Genomic DNA, 17,942 nt, shown 5'->3' with positions numbered 1-17,942 from the left:
CAACTGTGGGCTAACACTCTTCCCGGTAAGTGCACGGTATTTATCTAAGCGCGCTGGCTGTCATCCGCCAGTCATGGACTCAAGATAGCTTATTCGTAAGCTGCCACAAGAGTCAAAACAACATGCCACAGCGCCGACGCCCCTCTCTCAACTCTCCTCTCAGTGACCAGGAAGTCGCGGCCCTCACTCAATTAGCCAACGGCAATGCCCTACACCTACAGCGTAAAGCTGAACGCGAAGCACGACTAGCGCCAACTTTAACGCTGCTTCACTCAGCGGCGTCAACGACCGAGACGCCGTTGAGCGGTATGAAGATACTGATGATTTCGGATGTCTACTTCCCCCGCGTTAATGGTGTTTCCACCTCCATTGCCAGTTTTCGCAGCGCCCTTGAGCGTTTGGGCCACTCGGTCACGCTGATCTGTCCCGATTATCCTGTGGGCCAAGTGGACGAACCGGGCGTATTGCGTATCCGCTCGCGCCAGGTACCCGGCGACCCAGAGGATCGCATGATGCGCTATCGGGACTTGATCCCCCTGGCACCGCAGCTTGCCGCTGAAGCCTTTGACCTTATTCATGTCCACACCCCCTTTACCGCCCACTATGCCGGTGTAGCGCTGGGGCGTCGGCTCGGGCTTCCGGTGGTAGCGACCTACCACACCCTGTTTGAGGAGTATGTTCACCACTATATCCGTTGGCTTCCACGACGTTGGCTGAGGCTTGCCGCGCGTCGGCTTTCAGTGCGCCAGTGCCAGCAGCTCGACGCCTTGGTCGCTCCTTCACGAGCAATGCAGGAAGCCCTTACCCGCTACGGAGTGACCACGCCCTCCACGGTCATTCCCACCGGTTTGTCGCTGGAGTCGTTCTGCCACTCTCAGGGAGCCCAGGATGATAGCGACTTTCGTGCTCATTACGATCTGCCTACAGATGCGCGCCTGCTGCTCTATGTAGGCCGCGCCGCCTTTGAGAAGAACATCGATTTTCTGATCGATATGCTGCCCAAGGTATTAGCCGAACACCCCAACACCCGGCTGATCATTACCGGCGAAGGCCCAGCCCATGACTGGCTTGTCCGGCGCGCCCAGGAAGTTGGCGTGGCAGAATCGGTGCTGTTCCTTGGCTATCTCAACCGCAGCGGCCCGCTGCAAGCCGCCTACCGCGCCGCCGACGTTTTTGTATTTGCGTCACGCACGGAAACCCAGGGGCTGGTACTGCTGGAAGCGATGGCACTAGGCACGCCAGTGGTTTCCACCGCCATGATGGGCACGCTGGATGTATTAAAAGAAGGAGAAGGCTGCCTAATCGCCGAGGATAACCATGACGACTTCGCCGCCAAGGTCAACCAGCTACTCAACGATAAAGTACTGCAACAGCAGCTAGCTGAGTGTGGCGAAAGATACGCCGCCAATTGGCACGAGGATATCAAAAGCAAGGAGTTAGTGACGCTTTATCGACAGCTTACGGCAGAGTATTTGGCTGATGCGGGGAAGTAGGTGCTGAACGTTGAGAAGGACACAACGGCATATTTTCAGTTATTTCTCTCAAACTTGAAATTATTACCATATAGGTATATTTTTCCTTTATGGAGACACCACCACCAAAACTATTACGATGGGTAGCTAGTGCAAAAAAAGATCTTCAGGCAATGCCTGAGGATGTAGAGGATGTATTTGGTTTTGCAATCCATCTAGCCCAGATTGGCTCGAAGCACTCACAAGCGAAACCATTAAAAGGTTTTGGTTCAGCGGGGGTTCTTGAGGTTGTGGAGGATCATCAGGGCGATACCTACCGTGCTGTTTACACGGTTCGCATCCAGGAAGCGGTTTATGTCTTGCACTGTTTCCAAAAAAAATCATCAAGTGGCATAGCGACACCCAAACCTGATATGCAAAAAATACGTGAACGGCTAAAAACGGCGGAAGAACACGCCAAGGAGGCTCACAATGATCGTTGAAGAAAGCGCAGGCAATGTATATGCCGACCTCAACACCCCAGACGCAGATGAAATGGTGATAAAGGCTCAACTAGCAGCCAAAATCAGCGAAGTTATCCAGCTTCGCCGTCTCACACAGGTGAAAGTCGCCGAGCTAACAGGCTTACCTCAGCCTAAAGTTTCAGCGTTACTAAAAGGTCAATTCCGAGGCATTAGCGAAGCGAAAATGCTTGAGTGCTTAGCCCGTCTAGGCCGTGATGTGCGCATTGTCATAGGACCTGCTCGCCCACGCTCTAAGCCTGGACATGTGGAGCTTGAGTTTGCTTAGTTTTTTACTGGCCGTGTTCAATCAGTTCCAAAATATTGAGAGACACGTTCATCGACTAACTGTCATCCCACCCTGAGCCTCCACCACATGGCGAAGCGCCATAAGAAAGGCCGTTTCCCCGCCTTCCTCATCCAACTCATCAAAAGCGGTGCGTAAATAATCGACAGCCATATCAGGATCTTCACGAAGCATGGTAATCACAGCAGCGTCATGGCTTTTCATATCTTCACCCTCATAATGCGAGGATGGGCTAAAGAATTAGGCAATCTGCCTCGCATAAACACATCTAAGCAAAAATAGTAGCCTAGAAGCTACAGCGCTGCAGCTAAAACTAAGCATAGCTAGTCAACGCTATAAGGTACGCNCGCATAAACACATCTAAGCAAAAATAGTTGCCTAGGAGCTACAGCGCTGCAGCTAAAACCAAGCATAGGTATTTAACGCTATAAAGTAAGCCCCCCCCCCCCCCCCCCCCCGAACATCGAGGTGGACAAAAAGTGAACAGATTCAGAGTTTCAGGAGGGAAAAACACAAATCGCAGACACAAAAAAAGGCACCTAAGTGCCTGATTTTAAAGTTGGTGCCGGTGGCCAGACTCGAACTGGCACACCCGTAAAGGCGGCGGATTTTGAATCCGCTGCGTCTACCAATTCCGCCACACCGGCAATGGTTGCGCATTATACAGGCCTAACTCTTTACGTCAATAAAAGCGTGCTGTAATCAGTCACATCCGTAAAATTCAGTGTTCGGGGGAGAGCCGTCGCTCAATCAGTCGTGAAAATAGACTGGCCCCAATCGGCAGGATATCGTCGCCGAGTACGAAGGCCGGGTTATGCACCGGTATATTGCCGCTGTGACCTACCCAGCAGTAGGCTCCAGGGACAACCTTGAGCATATCCGCGAAATCCTCACTGCCCATCAATGGCTTGTTATCAGTGCTGACATTGGCCTCGCCGACGATTTCCCGAGCGGCGTCGGCGAGCAGCTCCGTCTGCACGGGTGCGTTCTCCAGCACGCTAAATACATCACGAATCTCGATATCGATATCAACTTCATAGCTCGCCGCAATGCCAGCGACCAGCGTGCGCATACGCTCACGGGTTTGCTCACGAACCCTGTCGGAAAAGGTCCTTACGGTGCCTGCAAGGGTGGCCGTCTGGGGGATAACGTTATAGGCCGAACCAGAGTGCACCTGAGTGATCGAGAGCACCACTGGATCGTGGGGATTGATATTACGGCTAACCACACTCTGAAGCGTCTGGATCAATGCTCCGCTCACTACCACAGGGTCGCGGGAATAGTGTGGCATCGCCCCATGGCTTCCTTGCCCAGTCACGGTAATATCAAAAAAGTCGGCACCCGCCATCGCAGGGCCTGCACAAAGCGCTACTTCGCCGGGGGCATGTTGAGGAGAGTTGTGAAGCCCATAGATTTCATCGCAGGGAAAACGCTCAAAAAGCCCTTCCGCTATCATTCGGCGAGCGCCCCCCAGCCCCTCTTCCGCTGGCTGAAAAATCAGCACGACGGTGCCAGCAAAGTTGCGAGTTTCGGCAAGATAGCGGGCGGTGCCCAGTAGCATGGTGGTATGCCCGTCGTGGCCACAGCCGTGGAAGCGCCCCGCATTCACGGAGCTGTATGGCAACCCGCTCTCTTCCTCCATGGGTAATGCATCCATATCGGCGCGTAGCCCGATTCGCTTCCCCTGGCCAAGACGTCCATGAATTAAGCCAACCACCCCGGTGGTGGCGATCCCGGTGTGAATTTCCTCAACACCATACTGCTTGAGCAGTTGAGCAACGATGGAGGAAGTCCGTTGCTCTTCAAATCCAATTTCGGGGTGCGCGTGCAAATCATGGCGGATAGCGCGTAGATCATCGCCGTACTCTTCTATGCGAGCAATCGTAGTCATCTTGTTCTCCATGTGGGATGACGAATCATCAGTATCAGTGCGCCTCAACCTGGCTGACCCGAGGTTTAATCGGTGCACCGGCGGTGAAGTCCCATCCACGCCCCGGTGCGGCTTCCATCAGTTGCCGCGTGTACTCAGCCTGGGGTTGGCCAAGCACCTGTGCTGCGGGACCATATTCGATCAGTCGCCCACGCTGCATCACCAGCACGTCGTCGCAAATCTGCGCGGCGACGCGCAAATCGTGGGTAATAAACAGCACCGCAATACCCAGCCGAAGCTGGATTTCATTGAGCAGCGTGAGCACTTGAGCCTGCACCGAAACATCAAGGGCCGAGACCGCCTCGTCGGCCACGATGACCTCCGGCTCCATGGCCAATGCGCGCGCGATGGCGATACGTTGGCGCTGACCACCCGAAAACTGGTGGGGATAGCGATCAATGGCATCAATCGGCAGGCCTACCAGTTCGAGCAGTTCACGCCCGCGAGCCAGGGCCTCGCGGCGTGGCGTGCCGTAGTTGGTCAGCCCTTCGGTCAGGCTCTGCCCCACCGTCATACGCGGGTTAAGCGAGCGATTGGGATCCTGAAAGATCATTTGAATGCGTTTGCGGTGGGGCTTGAGCATCGATTTGGGCAGTTCGGTGATCTGCTTACCGCTGACCCGAATATTGCCGCCAGTGGGAGTGATCAGGCGCATGACGCAGCGCGCCAGCGTCGACTTTCCAGACCCCGATTCCCCGACGATACCTAACGTTCGCCCGCGCTTGAGCACAAAGCTGACATCATCCACAGCGCGGGTCGGCACGACGGGCTTACGCAGCCAGCGCACCACGCCCTGGCTAGTATTGAATACTTTCTCAAGCGACTGCACTTCCAGCACCGTTTTATTGCTTGTGGCCTCCCGTGGCACACGTGGTACAAGACTGGGCACTGCGGCCAGCAGGCGCTGGGTGTAAGCCTCTTGGGGGTTACCAAGCACCTGACGAACAGGGCCGCTCTCAACCAACTGGCCGCGATGCATTACGCATACCCGGTCAGCGATATCCACCACCACCCCCATGTCGTGGGTGATAAACAACACAGCGGTACCATGCTCGCGCTGGAGTTCCTTGATCAACGCCAGAATCTGATGCTGGGTCGTCACATCCAAGGCGGTGGTAGGCTCGTCGGCAATCAGCAACTGAGGTTTAAGCAGCAGTGCCATGGCGATCATGATGCGCTGGCGCTGGCCGCCCGAGAGCTGATGAGGGTAGCTTGTATAGATACGCTCAACGTCAGGAAGGTGAACCTGTTCAAACACTTCGAGCACTCGGGCACGGCGCTGCTGGGCTGTTTGTGAGGTGTGCTGGCACAGCACTTCGTCAAGCTGGCGGCCTACACTTAGCACCGGGTTAAGCGCGGTCATCGGCTCCTGAAAAATCATCGCCATATGCCGCCCTCGCAGGGCTCGTAACTGTGCCGGTGTGGCGGCGAGTACATTTTCCCCGGCAAGCCGGATCTGCCCACTGCGGGCGACCAGTGCTCCAGGGGGCAGCAGTCCCATTGTAGCAAGCGAGGTGACCGATTTACCCGAACCGCTCTCCCCCACCAGGCACAGCGTCTCGCCAGCGCCAATGGTGAATGAGATAGCGTCCAGAATACGCGTAGGCTTGCGCCCAGCGGTCTCGACGACCAGATTTTCAACCTCAAGTATCGGGGTGTCGGCCATCATGACATTCTCCGTTTCATCTTCGGGTCGAGTGCATCGCGGGCGCTATCGCCGAGCAGGTTAATCGACAGAATGCAGGCCGATAGCAGCAGCCCGGCCCAGAAGATAAGCGAAGGTTTAAGCTGAAAGTAGACTCGTCCTTCAGACATAATATTGCCCCATGAAGGTGTCTCAGTGCCGATCCCCGCGCCAAGAAAAGAGAGAATGGCTTCGGTGAGAATGGCGGAGGCACAGATATAGGTGCCCTGCACGATTAGCGGGGCCAGCGTGCTCGGCATCAAATGACGCCACAGCAGCTTCGGTGTGGAGGTTCCCATCAGTATCGCGGCCTCCACGAACGACTCTTCGCGAGTAGCCAGTACCCGCGAACGCACCAGCCGCACCACTTGGGGGATCTCGGGAACCATAATCGCGATCATCACCGTCCATAGTGAGGCGCTGGTAAGTGAGACAATGGCAATCGCCAGCAGAATGCCAGGGATTGCCATCAACCCATCCATAATGCGCATCAATATCGCGTCAATGGTTCGGAAGTAACCCGCCAACAACCCTAGTGGTAGGCCTATCGCGATACTGGTTACGGCCACCCCAAGCCCCACAGTCAGCGACACGTGGGCGCCATAGACAATCCGTGAGTAGAGATCACGACCATAAGGGTCGGTGCCGAGCCAGTACTCACTCCCCATGGGTTTCAGGCGGTTAGCGGGAGACAGCGTCAGTGGGTCATGATTCGCTAGCCAAGGTGCAAACAGGGCGACAGCGACGATCAAGATCAGCACAAGGCCAGCGGCCAGGGTAACTCCCTGCGGGCGAGTCTGGCTTAGCCGCGACAGTAGGCGGCTAACGCTGCGCCCTTCGGGGGCGACGGTAAAGTGGGAGTGCGAGGCATGCATCAGTAGCGAATCCTCGGGTCGGTGATCGCGTAGGAGAGATCGATCAGTAGATTGATAATCACGTAGAGCCCGGCAGTGAGTAGAATCAACGCCTGGATCACCGGGTAGTCGCGAGCCAGTACAGCGTCCACTATCAGCCGCCCCAGGCCGGGAATATTGAATACACTCTCGGTGACCACGACCCCAGAAATCATGAGTGCAAAGCCGGTACCGATCACGGTCAGGATCGGTACCGCCGCATTACGCAGGGCATGGCGGAAGAGCACCGCACGCTCGGCAAGTCCTTTGGCGCGGGCGGTGCGGATATAATCCTCGTCAAGGACTTCAAGCATACTGGCGCGGGTCATACGCGTGATGAGCGCGATATAGATCGAAGAGAGCGTCAGTGCTGGCAGCACGATGCGACTGGCAAAAGGGGCAATTCCCTCGCTAAGACTTCGAAAGCCCTGCACCGGCAGCCAGCCCAGTTCAAGGGCAAACAGCTGAATCAATAAATACCCAATCACGAATACCGGCACCGAAAAACCTACTACCGAGGCCGACATCACCAGGTTGTCGAGAAAGCGCCCATGGCGCCAGGCGGCGATGACCCCTAGCGGAACAGAGATAACCACGGTAAACAGTATCGCCACCACCGCCAAACTGACGGTCGGTTCTAGGCGCTGCCCGATCATCGTCAGTACTGGGGTCTGGGAAATCAGCGATGTCCCGAAATTGCCGCGTACCAGCTCTCCAAGCCAAACAAAGAACTGGATATGCAGCGGCTGGTCGAGCCCTAATGCCGTTCGAATATTGGCGAGTTGAGCGGGGCTCGCCATGTCCCCAGCAATAATTGCCGCCGGATCGCCTGGCGAGAGGCGCAGCAATAGGAAGACAAACAGCGCCACCACCAGCATAACGGGGATCGAAGCTAAAATACGGCGAATGAAGTAAGCGAACATGCGACACCTGCTATGTGTTGTGGATAGGCATGGTCGAATAATAAGGTCAGTGCGCAGGCTCACTCGCGAACGTAGTGTCCCTCACGCACTGGCAAAACCTTATTCGCTCTTAGTCATATTCCAGAACACTGGCACAGGCCCTTTGAGCACACCGCCGAGCTGGTTGGACCAGGAGGAGACCGAGCGATAGTCACCTAGCGGCACATAGATAACTTGCTCAAGCGCATGGACTTGGATCGCTTCTGCGATGCGCTCTCGCTCTTCGTCACTCTCAGCCATGGCGAAATCCAGGCGCATGGCTTCCAGCTCTTCATCCTTGGGCCAGCCGAAGAAACTACCCTCTCGCCCTTGGGCGTTGAGCATCGGGTTGACGATAGGATTCCAGACTTCAGGAATAATCCAGTTGGTAAAGAACATGTTCCAGCCTCCATCCGCCGGATCATTCTGACTGGCACGCCGCGTTACCAGGGTCTGCCAGTCCATCGGCTGCATCTCAACATTGAAACCGGCCTGGCGCAGCGCTTGCGCAGCTACCACCGGCTGGGGAGAGACGGTTGCGACATCAGTGGGCTGCAGGATAACCACTGGGGTGTCGTCATACCCCGCCTCTTCCAGTAGCTCACGAGCTCGGTCAAGGTCGCCGGTAGCCATCCATGTATCGGTGCCAGCATCGCTGCCTAATGGCGTTGTGCAACCGAAGAAAGAGCCGCACGTTTCATAGTAGTCAGCGTTGCCAATCAGGGCAGCAAGCACATCCTCTTGATTCATCGCCAGCATCGCCGCTTGGCGAATACGCACATCATCAAACGGAGGGTAGAGGAAATTCATCCGCCCCATGGTTTGGCTGCCCATCACGCTAAGTGTTTCAAGGGTCAGGTCGTCATTGGTTTCAAGCAGCGGCGCCAAATCAAGCGGCACATTCTCTATAAAATCAATATCGCCACTGCCTAGTGCGTTAATAGCGGTTTGCTGATCAGGCATGGTGATCCACTCAACACGATCAACATTGACCACCTTGCCACCCGCGGTCCAACTTGGCGGCTCATCACGAGGCACATACTCCTCAAACTTGGCATACACCACCCGATTACCCGGCTGAAATTCGTCGACGACAAACCGGAACGGCCCCGAACCAATCTGCTCTGGAATAGCCTCTTCGGGGCTCGTATTAGCTAGCCTCTCGGGCATCATAAAGGCGGGTACAGAAGAGGGTTTGGCAAGCAGCTCGAGAACGTAGCTGAACGGCGAAGATAAGGTCAGGGTAATGGTGTGTTCGTCGCTGGCTTCTAGCGATTCGACATGATTCATCAACATCAAGCCACCGGAATCGCGCTTTGCCCAACGCTCAAGCGAAGCCACACAATCGGCAGCGGTGACCGCCTCGCCATCGTGCCAAGTGAGCCCGTCGCGCAGCGTGAAGGTGTACACCATGCCATCGTCGGATATTTCCCAATCGGCCATCTGCGGCTGCGGCTGAAACTCTTCATCCATGCCGAGCAGGGTATCGAAAACCATATAGCCGTGATTACGGGTGATATGCGCCGTGGTAAGGATTGGATCAATGATCCGTACCCCCGAGTGCATCACCGCGTTGACGGTTTGCGCCTGACTCTCGGCAGCCAATGACATGGCACCAAGGCCAAGCAGCGCTGCACTTAGCAGGGTTCGAACCATGCCAGGAGACGATTTAATCACTACTGTAGATTGCATCGCGATACCTCTTTTTTTCTTGGTGGTGGAACTACTCAGAGTGGCTAATCACATCAGACTAGGAAGCCTCCGCTGGAGGGACAAAAGGCTCCCCCATGGGGCGAGTGCGGATACCCGGTGCTAGGCATTGCCAAGGCAACTCACCGGGGTCAGCCGCCATTGGGCCGGGCGATTTGGCGATCAAAATAGCCGCGGCGATGGGCTGAAAATCGGCGCGGAAATGCACCGAGCTTTTGAGCACTAAAATCTTCTTCATCTCAGGTTCAATACCCACCATGCGCAGCAGGTTGCGATCTAGTAGTTGGCTCTTACGACTGGTCACTAAGATCGCCACGCCGCCTACTCTTAACTGCGCACTGGGGCCAAGATCGACCTGATTGCCGTGCATCATTGGGCCGTCGAAACGACAGCGGCCATCGCTCAGGCGCACCACCTCGAACTCGGCTTCCAGTGGTGCATCGCCAACACTTGGCTCACCGCCCAGCGCCAGGAAAATGCGCGCGCTCTCACCCGCAGCATGTGCTTTGGCAGCCGCCTCAGGGTCACAAATCAACCCTAAGGCGGCGTCTTGGGCATCCGCTTCCACCAGCGCACGCAACATACCGGTAGTGGTTGCATCGCCCCCAGCACCCGGGTTGTCCTGGGTATCAGCAATAACCACTGGTCGGCTTTCACCATTAGCAAGCCGCATCGCTTCAGCAATGGCCTCTTTAGGCGTCAGGAAAGGGACTTTCCAGCGCGCCTCAAGAGTGACGATTTCGTCAGCAAGCCGCGCCACTTCAGCCTCTAGTCGCTCACGGCCGGGTCCATACCCCCAAACGACTGGGCCGCATTCAGCAAAGTCCGCTGCGGGAAAGCCAGCAGCGAATGAACACACGCCGTTACTGCGCTGGTCATGTTCGCTAAGCCCGTGATAGACACTCTGGGCTGGTTCAAGAAAGGTACTGCCAGCGGAGATAGGAATAAGGAAAGGAATGCGCCGCGATGCGAGGTGCAATGTCTCGCCATCGAAGATACGTTTGAGCAGCGCCATGGTGCGGGCGCCCGTTTCAGCCATATCCACATGTGGATAAGTGCGGAAGGCCACTAGGCCCGTCGCGGCTTCAAGCATGCGCTGGGTAACATTGGCGTGGAGGTCAAGACTAGCCACTATCGGTAGTTCGCTGCCCACGATCTCACGCAGTCTAGCCAACAGTTCACCCTCGCCATCAGCAAGATGTTCGCAAACCATTGCGCCGTGTAGGTCGAGATAAATAGCGTCAAAAGCTCTAGACGAGGCAGCGGCAGTTATTTCACCGGCAATGCGTTCAAAAGCGTCTTTAGTGACGTGCGCTGAAGGGCTTGTAGCAGCCCATACGATCGGCAAAAGGTGATACCCATCCGTCTTAGCCGCCGTGATAAACCCACCAATGGGTATGTTTACTTCTTCGAGTTCAAGTAAAGCTTCACCTCGACATAACGCGGGAAAACCACCTCCTTGAACAAAACTCGCGTAGGTGGCTTTGGTAGGTGCGAACGTATTAGTTTCATGCTGAAATCCAGCGATCAGAATGTTCATCCCTTCTCCTAGACTTAAGTATATGACGCAGTGCAGCAGCATCATGTTTTTCACTCTAGGCGTGGCATAGACAGACAAGCAATGACCGATGCATGATGAAACTGTTGCCCTTTGAGCAACGCTGCTTCCCAACCACCGGTATCTGGCATGTCATCTCACGCACCGCTGAATAATGAAGGGTTTAATTCGCGTCGAATGCGCTACGCCTTTGAGGCGATGACGCAAGGTTCTATCCGTCGCGCGGCGGACAAACTGGATATCGAAGCCTCCGTTATTAGCCGTCAAATCGCACGCCTGGAAGCGGAACTGGGGGTAAGGCTGTTGGAGCGGCATGGGCGAGGTGTACGCGCCACCGAAGCGGGGGAGTTACTGCTTGATTTTCATCGAGAGCGCCAAGCCGCTGAATCTGCACTGCTAAGTGATTTTTCCGAGCTCGACAACCTCAGCCGAGGATCGCTTCGCTTAGCGATTAGCGAAGGCTACAGCGCCACGCTTATGAGCGAAGTGATCAATAATTTTTCCCAGCAACACCCGAAACTGTATTTTGAAGTGACCCACGCGAGCGTAAATCAGGTAGTCACGCGGGTTATGGAAGGTGATGCACATATAGGGCTGGCCTACTCTCCACGCCTTTTACCTGGTGTTCAATCGATCGCCTCAGCGCGTCAACCGGTATGTGCGGTTATGCATCCTGACCACCCCTTAAATAAGCGATCCTTGCCACTCTCACTGGACGACGTTCTCCAATATCCTCTGGGGTTAATATCCAAGGGATATGGTCTGCGTCAGTTAGTCGACACCGTGGAAATAATCGATAAACGCCACTTTACACCTAGCCTAGTCAGCAACTCGCTAGCAACCCTTAAACAGTACGTAAGCGCTGGGCACGCAGTGACGTTTATGCCAGCGGTGGCGCTCAAACATGAACTTGCACGAAGCCAGCTTGTAGCGCTACCCATCGCCCATCAGGTGTTTATCGAGGCCGAATCACACCTCATCGTGCGGCAGCATCGACCCCTATCGCTCGCAGCCTCTCGATTAATCAACGAAATCTGTCGAATTTACCCCTTTTCCACCACCTCGATATAAACCTCTGAGTGATACGCCTGACTTCAAACAAGTAGTCGAGTATCCTGTATGGACTTTTTCTCCGGGTATGACGCTCGGCTCTCTTCACTCTCCTAGCGAAACGTTTCCATCTCCATGCAACGCTCCGATTTTCATTACGAACTACCCGACGAATTAATTGCTCGCTACCCTTCTGAACAGCGTAGCGACTGCCGTTTGCTGTGCGTGGATGGACAGAGCGGCGCGCTGGAACACCGCCGCTTTCCCGATTTGCTTGAGCTTCTGGAGCCCGGCGACCTGTTGGTGTTTAACGACACCCGGGTGATTCCGGCGCGCCTGCACGGCCATAAGGCCAGCGGCGGCAAAGTGGAGATGTTACTGGAGCGCCCGCTGGATGCTCACCGTGGCTTGGCGCATATTCGTTCGAGTAAGTCGCCGAAGCCCGGCACCGAGCTGATTTTCGAGGGCGATATTCACGCCATCGTAGAAGGCCGCCGTGATGCCCTGTTCGAGCTGCGCTTTTTAGGCGATACGCCGATGATCGCGCTGCTTGAAAAGCACGGCCATATGCCACTGCCACCGTATATTACCCGGGAAGACGAACTCAGCGACCGTGAGCGTTACCAAACCGTCTATGCCCGGTGTGATGGTGCAGTAGCGGCGCCGACCGCCGGGCTGCATTTTGATCAGCCACTGCTGGACGCCCTTGCCGATAAAGGCATTAACCGTGCCTTTGTGACGCTGCATGTGGGCGCGGGCACTTTTCAGCCGGTGCGCGTCGACAACATCCTTGAACACCATATGCACAGCGAGTGGATTGAGGTCACGGAAGCTACCTGCCAGCAAGTGCGCGAGACCCTGGCAGCAGGCAAGCGGGTGGTGGCAGTGGGCACCACCAGCGTGCGTTGCCTGGAAAGCGCCTGCATGAAAAGTAGCGACGGACAGATCGCGCCTTATAGTGGCGATACCGACATTTTCATCTACCCCGGTTACCAGTGGCGCTGCGTGGATGCTTTAATTACCAATTTCCACCTACCGGAATCGACGCTGCTAATGCTGGTGTCCTCCTTCGTGGGCTATGACACCATCATGCACGCCTATCAACGGGCAGTGGCCGAGCGCTATGCGTTCTTTAGCTATGGCGACGCCATGCTGTTGACACGCTAGGTATTGCTGCTGATTGTTGACCCGCTTGCCCTGCACCCGTCGCGCCAAACGAACGAGATTAACGAGTTACTTTATATGCGAAACGAATGCTTTATGCGCTTTGAGCGCTTGGCCGACGATGGCCGTGCGCGCCGTGGCCGCCTCCACTTCCCCCGTGGCACAGTGGAGACCCCGGCGTTTATGCCAGTAGGCACCTACGGCACGGTGAAAGGCATGACGCCCGATTCCGTCAAAGAGATCGGCGCCGAAATCATCCTCGGCAACACCTTTCACCTGTGGCTGCGCCCTGGCACCGAGGTGATTGAAGCTCACGGCGACCTGCATGACTTCGCCCAGTGGGACAAACCGATTCTGACCGACTCCGGCGGTTTTCAGGTCTTCTCCCTCGGTGAGACGCGCAAGATCACCGAGCAGGGCGTGCACTTCCGCTCGCCGGTGGATGGCAGCAAAGTCTTTATGGGCCCGGAAGAGTCCATGGCGGTTCAGCGTTCGCTGGGCTCCGATGTGGTGATGATCTTTGACGAGTGCACGCCCTACCCGGCCACGTTTGACGAAGCCGAGAAATCCATGGAGCTATCGCTGCGCTGGGCCAAACGCTCGCGGGATGCCCATGGCGACTCGCCTTCCGCGCTGTTCGGCATCATTCAGGGCGGCATGCACCCTGAGCTGCGCGAACGCTCGCTCAAAGGGCTGCTGGAAATCGGCTTTGATGGTTTGGCGATTGGCGGGCTTTCCGTCGGCGAACCGAAAGAAGAGATGATCAAGGTGCTCGACTACCTGCCCACCTGGATGCCGGATGAGATGCCTCGCTACCTAATGGGCGTCGGCAAACCCGAAGACCTGGTGGAAGGCGTGCGCCGGGGTGTGGATATGTTCGATTGCGTAATGCCCACCCGCAACGCGCGTAACGGCCACCTGTTCACCTCGGAAGGCACGGTCAAAATTCGTAACGCTAAGCACCGTTTTGACACCCGCCCGCTTGATGAAGAGTGTGATTGCCATACTTGCCAGAATTTCTCACGAGGCTACTTGCACCATTTGGATCGCTGCAATGAAATGCTCGGCTCGATGCTCAACACCATCCACAACTTACGTTACTACCAGCGTGTGATGGCCGATTTGCGCGCGGCAATTGAAGCGGGTACATTGACGACCTTTGTGGAAGGCTTCTATGCGCGGCGTGGCTTGCCAGTGCCTCCGCTAAGCCAGCCCTGACGAATTAATCGCCACGCGCCTTGGCGCGTGGTTTAAACTGTTTGGCTATGTTTTAAAAACCAGGCTTTTTACAAACCAAGCTTTCAAAACCAAGCATCTAAAAACCTAAGCTTTTCTAACTCAGGAGTTCTCTGCAATGCTGGATTTCTTCATCTCACCAGCCCATGCCCAAGAAGCCGCCGCTGGCGGTGGTATTGCGCAAATCGTCATGCTGGTCGGTTTCGTGCTGATTTTTTACTTCCTGTTGTGGCGCCCGCAAGCCAAGCGCGCCAAGCAGCACAAGCAGCTGGTCACCAACCTGGACAAAGGCGATGAGATCGTTATTGGCGGCGGTTTGGTAGGTCGTATCACTAAGGTGAGCGACGAATTCCTGACCATCGAGATCTCTGAAGGCACCGAAGTTAACGTGCAGAAGAACGCCGTTGCCGCCGTACTGCCTAAAGGCACCATCAAGTCCATCTAAACCTTGTAATACCCCTGCCGAGCCAGTGCCAGCCACCCCGGCAGGGGTGACATGGTATGAATGATGGTGAACTTTGCTGTGCGCGGCGTGTCCGTGCACAGCATTCCGTTTGTAATTGAAGGCAGGGCTTGCATGCTCAACCGTTACCCCCTGTGGAAGTATCTGCTGATACTGGTCGTCCTGGTGGTTGGCCTTATCTACTCGCTTCCCAATCTATTCCCCGAAGATCCCGCCATCCAAATTAGCAGCGCCCAAGGCGACTCGCTGGATGCGCGTCAGATAGACCGTGTTGAAACCGCGCTCAGCGAACACGATATTGAGATCAAAGCCCTCGAAGAAGAGAACGGGCAGTGGCTTATTCGTTTACGCCACGATGACGATCAACTTCCTGCTCGCGACATTGCCGCTGACCTTTTAGGCGATGATGCGACGGTAGCGCTAAACCTCGCCGAAGCAACGCCAGAATGGCTACAGGCATTCTCTGCTTCCCCCATGACGCTGGGCCTTGATTTGCGCGGTGGCGTGCACTTCCTGCTCGAAGTGGATATGGACGCCGCGCTGACCCAGCGTCTGGAAGTCAACGCCAGCGCCATGCGTGAGCTGCTACGCGACGAGCGGATTCGCTATCGTAATACCGATATCGAGGAGCGCACGCTGTCGATCGATTTTGCCAGCGCCGAAGACCGCGATACGGCCCGCAGCCTGATCAGCCGTGACTTTCCTGAATTTGAATACAGCAGTGAAGGCGATGGCCGCGCTTCAACGCTGGTAATGACGCTTAGCGATCAATCGGTAAACGAAATTCAGGATTACGCGATCAACCAGAACTTGACCACCCTACGCAACCGGGTCAATGAGCTGGGCGTGGCTGAGCCTATGGTGCAGCGCCAAGGCCCCAACCAGATCGTGGTGGAGCTGCCGGGCATCCAGGACACCGTGGCGGCCAAGCGTATTGTCGGCGCAACGGCGAACCTGGAGTTCCGCCTGGAAGCGCGCAACGATACGCCGGATAACGAAACGGAAACCCTCACCTTCCGAAATGAGCCTTCGCGCTCTGCCGAGCTAATGCGCGACGTGATCATTACCGGCGATAGTGTCTCCAGTGCCAGCAACAGCTTTGATGAGAATGGTCGCCCGCAGGTCAATATTGATCTGGACGGCACCGGCGGTACGCTAATGAACCGTGCCACACGCACCAATATCGGCCGCAATATGGCGGTGCTGTTCATCGAGCATAAGAGTGAAGACACCGTGGTGGTCGACCCGGAAACGGGCGAAGAGACCATTGAGCGCGAGCCTTACGTTGAGCGCGGCCTGATCAGTTTGGCCACTATTCAAAGTGCGCTTGGCAACAGCTTCCGGATCACCGGTTTGGATTCGCCGACAGAAGCCGCTGAGCTGGCGTTGCTGCTGCGTTCGGGCTCCCTTGCGGCTCCCATCTACTTCGTCCAAGAACGCACCATTGGGCCAAGCCTGGGCGCTGAAAACATTGAGCGGGGCCTGCTCTCGGTACAGATTGGCTTGCTGCTGGTCGTGCTGTTTATGCTGGTGCGCTATAAGGTGTTTGGCGTGTTTGCCAATATCGCCCTGGCGCTGAACTTAACACTGCTGGTCGCGGTGATGTCGATGCTGGGCGCCACGCTGACGCTGCCAGGTATTGCCGGTATCGTACTGACACTGGGCATGGCGGTAGATGCCAACGTGCTGATTTTCGAGCGAATACGTGAAGAGCTGCGTAACGGCATGTCAGTTCAGCAAGCGATCCAAGCCGGCTATGAGCGCGCCTTCACCTCCATCGTTGACGCTAACATCACCACGCTGCTGGTGGCCGTTATCCTGTTCTCGATTGGCTCCGGCCCGGTGAAAGGGTTCGCCGTCACGCTCTCTATCGGCATTTTGACGTCGCTGTTCACCGCTCTGATGGTGACTCGCGCCATGGTCAACTTGGCCTATGGCAGCAAACCCGTCAAAAAGCTGTGGATTTAAAGAGCATGGATTTGAAAAGCATGAATTTAAACCACGTGCTTAGCCCAGAACTGAAGAGGTGGTAATGAAACCCCTATCACACCTGCGAATCGACTTTATGGGACGGCGCAACATCGCGTTTGCCGTCTCCGCTGTGTTACTGATCGTGTCGATTGGCGCCATCCTGTTCCAGCAGCTCAACCTAGGGCTGGACTTTACTGGCGGTACGCTGATTGAGGTGCGCTACGGCGCTGCGCCCTCCCTGGACGCTATTCGTGTGCTGCTCGAAGAGAGCGGCTTTCAAGATGTCTCGGTGCAAACCTTTGGGGCATCAACCGAAGTCTTGATTCGTCTCCAGCAGGCGTTTGACGCTGATGTAGGCGGCGAGGTAGTAAACCTGCTACGCGCGAGTGGTAATAGCGTTGACCTTGTTCGCTCTGAGTTTGTTGGTTCCCAGGTAGGTGACCAACTGCGTGACCAGAGTGGCTTGGGTCTGCTGGTAGCGCTCGGCGTGGTCATGCTCTATGTGGCCTTCCGCTTTCAGTACAAGTTTGCGATTGGCGCACTGCTGGCACTGCTGCACGATGTGATTATCGTAGTGGGCGTGTTCGCTCTGTTTCAGCTCGATTTCGACCTTACCGTCTTGGCAGCCATCCTGGCAGTTATCGGCTACTCGTTGAACGATACCATCGTGGTTTATGATCGCGTCCGCGAAGCCATCCGCACTTCGCGTATCGACGATATGCCGCAGATCTTCAACGAAGCGATTAACGCCACGCTCTCGCGCACCTTGGCAACCTCGGGCACCACCATTCTGGTACTGCTCGCTCTGCTGCTATTGGGCGGGGATATGATTGAGAATTTCGCCATTGCGCTGCTGGTCGGCATCGTTGTGGGTACGTTCTCGTCTATCTATATTGCTGCGGCGCTACTGCTACCACTGAAGCTGTCGCGAGAAGATTTGATTCCCACCAAGAAAGAGTTCGACGAAGAAGAGGAAGAGCTGCCTTAACGGCGCATCTCTATACTCCTCTTATTTAGCCTACAAAAAAGCCCCTGCTGGGAATCCAGCAGGGGCTTTTTTTGT

16 protein-coding genes and 1 tRNA gene are annotated in these 17,942 nt (G+C 55.8%); 9 read left to right on the top strand and 8 right to left on the bottom strand.

Annotation, left to right across the window (positions count from 1 at the left end; genetic code table 11):
• Positions 1-122 precede the first annotated feature (122 nt).
• From YERSI8AC_RS03060 to YERSI8AC_RS03050, 3 genes are all read left to right on the top strand, one after another.
• Positions 123-1,493: a glycosyltransferase gene (locus tag YERSI8AC_RS03060; RefSeq protein WP_159176051.1), complete on the top strand. Its 1,371-nt coding sequence runs from the start codon at positions 123-125 to the stop codon at positions 1,491-1,493.
• Between the two features lie 89 nt (positions 1,494-1,582).
• Positions 1,583-1,954 carry a type II toxin-antitoxin system RelE/ParE family toxin gene (locus YERSI8AC_RS03055; RefSeq protein ID WP_159176050.1) on the top strand — a complete coding sequence of 124 codons (372 nt, stop codon included), beginning with the start codon at positions 1,583-1,585 and terminating at the stop codon, positions 1,952-1,954.
• Entirely contained in the window at positions 1,944-2,261 is a 318-nt protein-coding gene (locus YERSI8AC_RS03050) for a helix-turn-helix domain-containing protein (RefSeq protein ID WP_159176049.1), read from the top strand. Before YERSI8AC_RS03055 ends, YERSI8AC_RS03050 begins: the two co-directional genes overlap by 11 nt.
• A gap of 48 nt (positions 2,262-2,309) precedes the next feature.
• Here the strand turns inward: YERSI8AC_RS03050 and YERSI8AC_RS03045 are convergent, their stop codons facing one another.
• The 8 genes from YERSI8AC_RS03045 to YERSI8AC_RS03010 all read right to left on the bottom strand — a co-directional run bounded on the left by YERSI8AC_RS03045 (position 2,310) and on the right by YERSI8AC_RS03010 (position 10,977).
• Complete coding sequence (locus YERSI8AC_RS03045; RefSeq protein ID WP_236557228.1) at positions 2,310-2,483, bottom strand: hypothetical protein; 174 nt, start codon at positions 2,481-2,483, stop codon at positions 2,310-2,312.
• Positions 2,484-2,839: 356 nt separating this feature from the next.
• Positions 2,840-2,926 (bottom strand) — tRNA-Leu (locus YERSI8AC_RS03040).
• 74 nt (positions 2,927-3,000) lie between these two features.
• Positions 3,001-4,170: a M20 aminoacylase family protein gene (locus YERSI8AC_RS03035; RefSeq protein ID WP_159176048.1), complete on the bottom strand. Its 1,170-nt coding sequence runs from the start codon at positions 4,168-4,170 to the stop codon at positions 3,001-3,003.
• 34 nt (positions 4,171-4,204) lie between these two features.
• Positions 4,205-5,878 (bottom strand): ABC transporter ATP-binding protein, encoded by a 1,674-nt coding sequence (locus tag YERSI8AC_RS03030; protein ID WP_236557227.1) that lies wholly within the window; start codon positions 5,876-5,878, stop codon positions 4,205-4,207.
• Positions 5,875-6,768: an ABC transporter permease gene (locus tag YERSI8AC_RS03025; protein WP_159176047.1), complete on the bottom strand. Its 894-nt coding sequence runs from the start codon at positions 6,766-6,768 to the stop codon at positions 5,875-5,877. Before YERSI8AC_RS03025 ends, YERSI8AC_RS03030 begins: the two co-directional genes overlap by 4 nt.
• Positions 6,768-7,709, bottom strand: coding sequence for an ABC transporter permease (locus tag YERSI8AC_RS03020; RefSeq protein WP_159176046.1), 942 nt, complete (start codon positions 7,707-7,709; stop codon positions 6,768-6,770). The genes YERSI8AC_RS03025 and YERSI8AC_RS03020 overlap by 1 nt, the downstream gene beginning before the upstream one ends.
• A 99-nt stretch (positions 7,710-7,808) precedes the next feature.
• Entirely contained in the window at positions 7,809-9,419 is a 1,611-nt protein-coding gene (locus YERSI8AC_RS03015) for an ABC transporter substrate-binding protein (protein WP_201304173.1), read from the bottom strand.
• Positions 9,420-9,477: 58 nt separating this feature from the next.
• Complete coding sequence (locus YERSI8AC_RS03010; protein WP_159176045.1) at positions 9,478-10,977, bottom strand: M81 family metallopeptidase; 1,500 nt, start codon at positions 10,975-10,977, stop codon at positions 9,478-9,480.
• 147 nt (positions 10,978-11,124) lie between these two features.
• Between YERSI8AC_RS03010 and YERSI8AC_RS03005 the strand changes: the two genes are divergently transcribed.
• From YERSI8AC_RS03005 to secF, 6 genes are all read left to right on the top strand, one after another.
• Positions 11,125-12,066: a LysR family transcriptional regulator gene (locus tag YERSI8AC_RS03005; RefSeq protein ID WP_159176044.1), complete on the top strand. Its 942-nt coding sequence runs from the start codon at positions 11,125-11,127 to the stop codon at positions 12,064-12,066.
• A gap of 114 nt (positions 12,067-12,180) precedes the next feature.
• Positions 12,181-13,212, top strand: a complete 1,032-nt coding sequence (gene queA, locus YERSI8AC_RS03000) for a tRNA preQ1(34) S-adenosylmethionine ribosyltransferase-isomerase QueA (RefSeq protein ID WP_159176043.1) — start codon at positions 12,181-12,183, stop codon at positions 13,210-13,212.
• A 93-nt stretch (positions 13,213-13,305) separates the two neighbouring features.
• Entirely contained in the window at positions 13,306-14,427 is a 1,122-nt protein-coding gene (gene tgt / locus YERSI8AC_RS02995; RefSeq protein WP_027957421.1) for a tRNA guanosine(34) transglycosylase Tgt, read from the top strand.
• Positions 14,428-14,563: 136 nt separating this feature from the next.
• Positions 14,564-14,890, top strand: a complete 327-nt coding sequence (gene yajC / locus YERSI8AC_RS02990; RefSeq protein WP_007111584.1) for a preprotein translocase subunit YajC — start codon at positions 14,564-14,566, stop codon at positions 14,888-14,890.
• Between the two features lie 132 nt (positions 14,891-15,022).
• Positions 15,023-16,876, top strand: a complete 1,854-nt coding sequence (secD, locus tag YERSI8AC_RS02985; RefSeq protein ID WP_053857131.1) for a protein translocase subunit SecD — start codon at positions 15,023-15,025, stop codon at positions 16,874-16,876.
• 64 nt (positions 16,877-16,940) lie between these two features.
• The gene (gene secF, locus YERSI8AC_RS02980) at positions 16,941-17,867 is read left to right on the top strand and encodes a protein translocase subunit SecF (protein WP_022520069.1); all 927 of its coding nucleotides are present in this window, start codon (positions 16,941-16,943) and stop codon (positions 17,865-17,867) included.
• The last annotated feature ends 75 nt before the right edge of the window (positions 17,868-17,942 follow it).

This window comes from Halomonas sp. 113, from assembly GCF_904067645.1.
Taxonomy (GTDB): Bacteria; Pseudomonadota; Gammaproteobacteria; order Pseudomonadales; family Halomonadaceae; genus Vreelandella; species Vreelandella titanicae.
The sequence above is the reverse complement of the archived record's forward strand: the minus strand, read 5'-3'. Positions and strand labels throughout refer to the sequence as shown.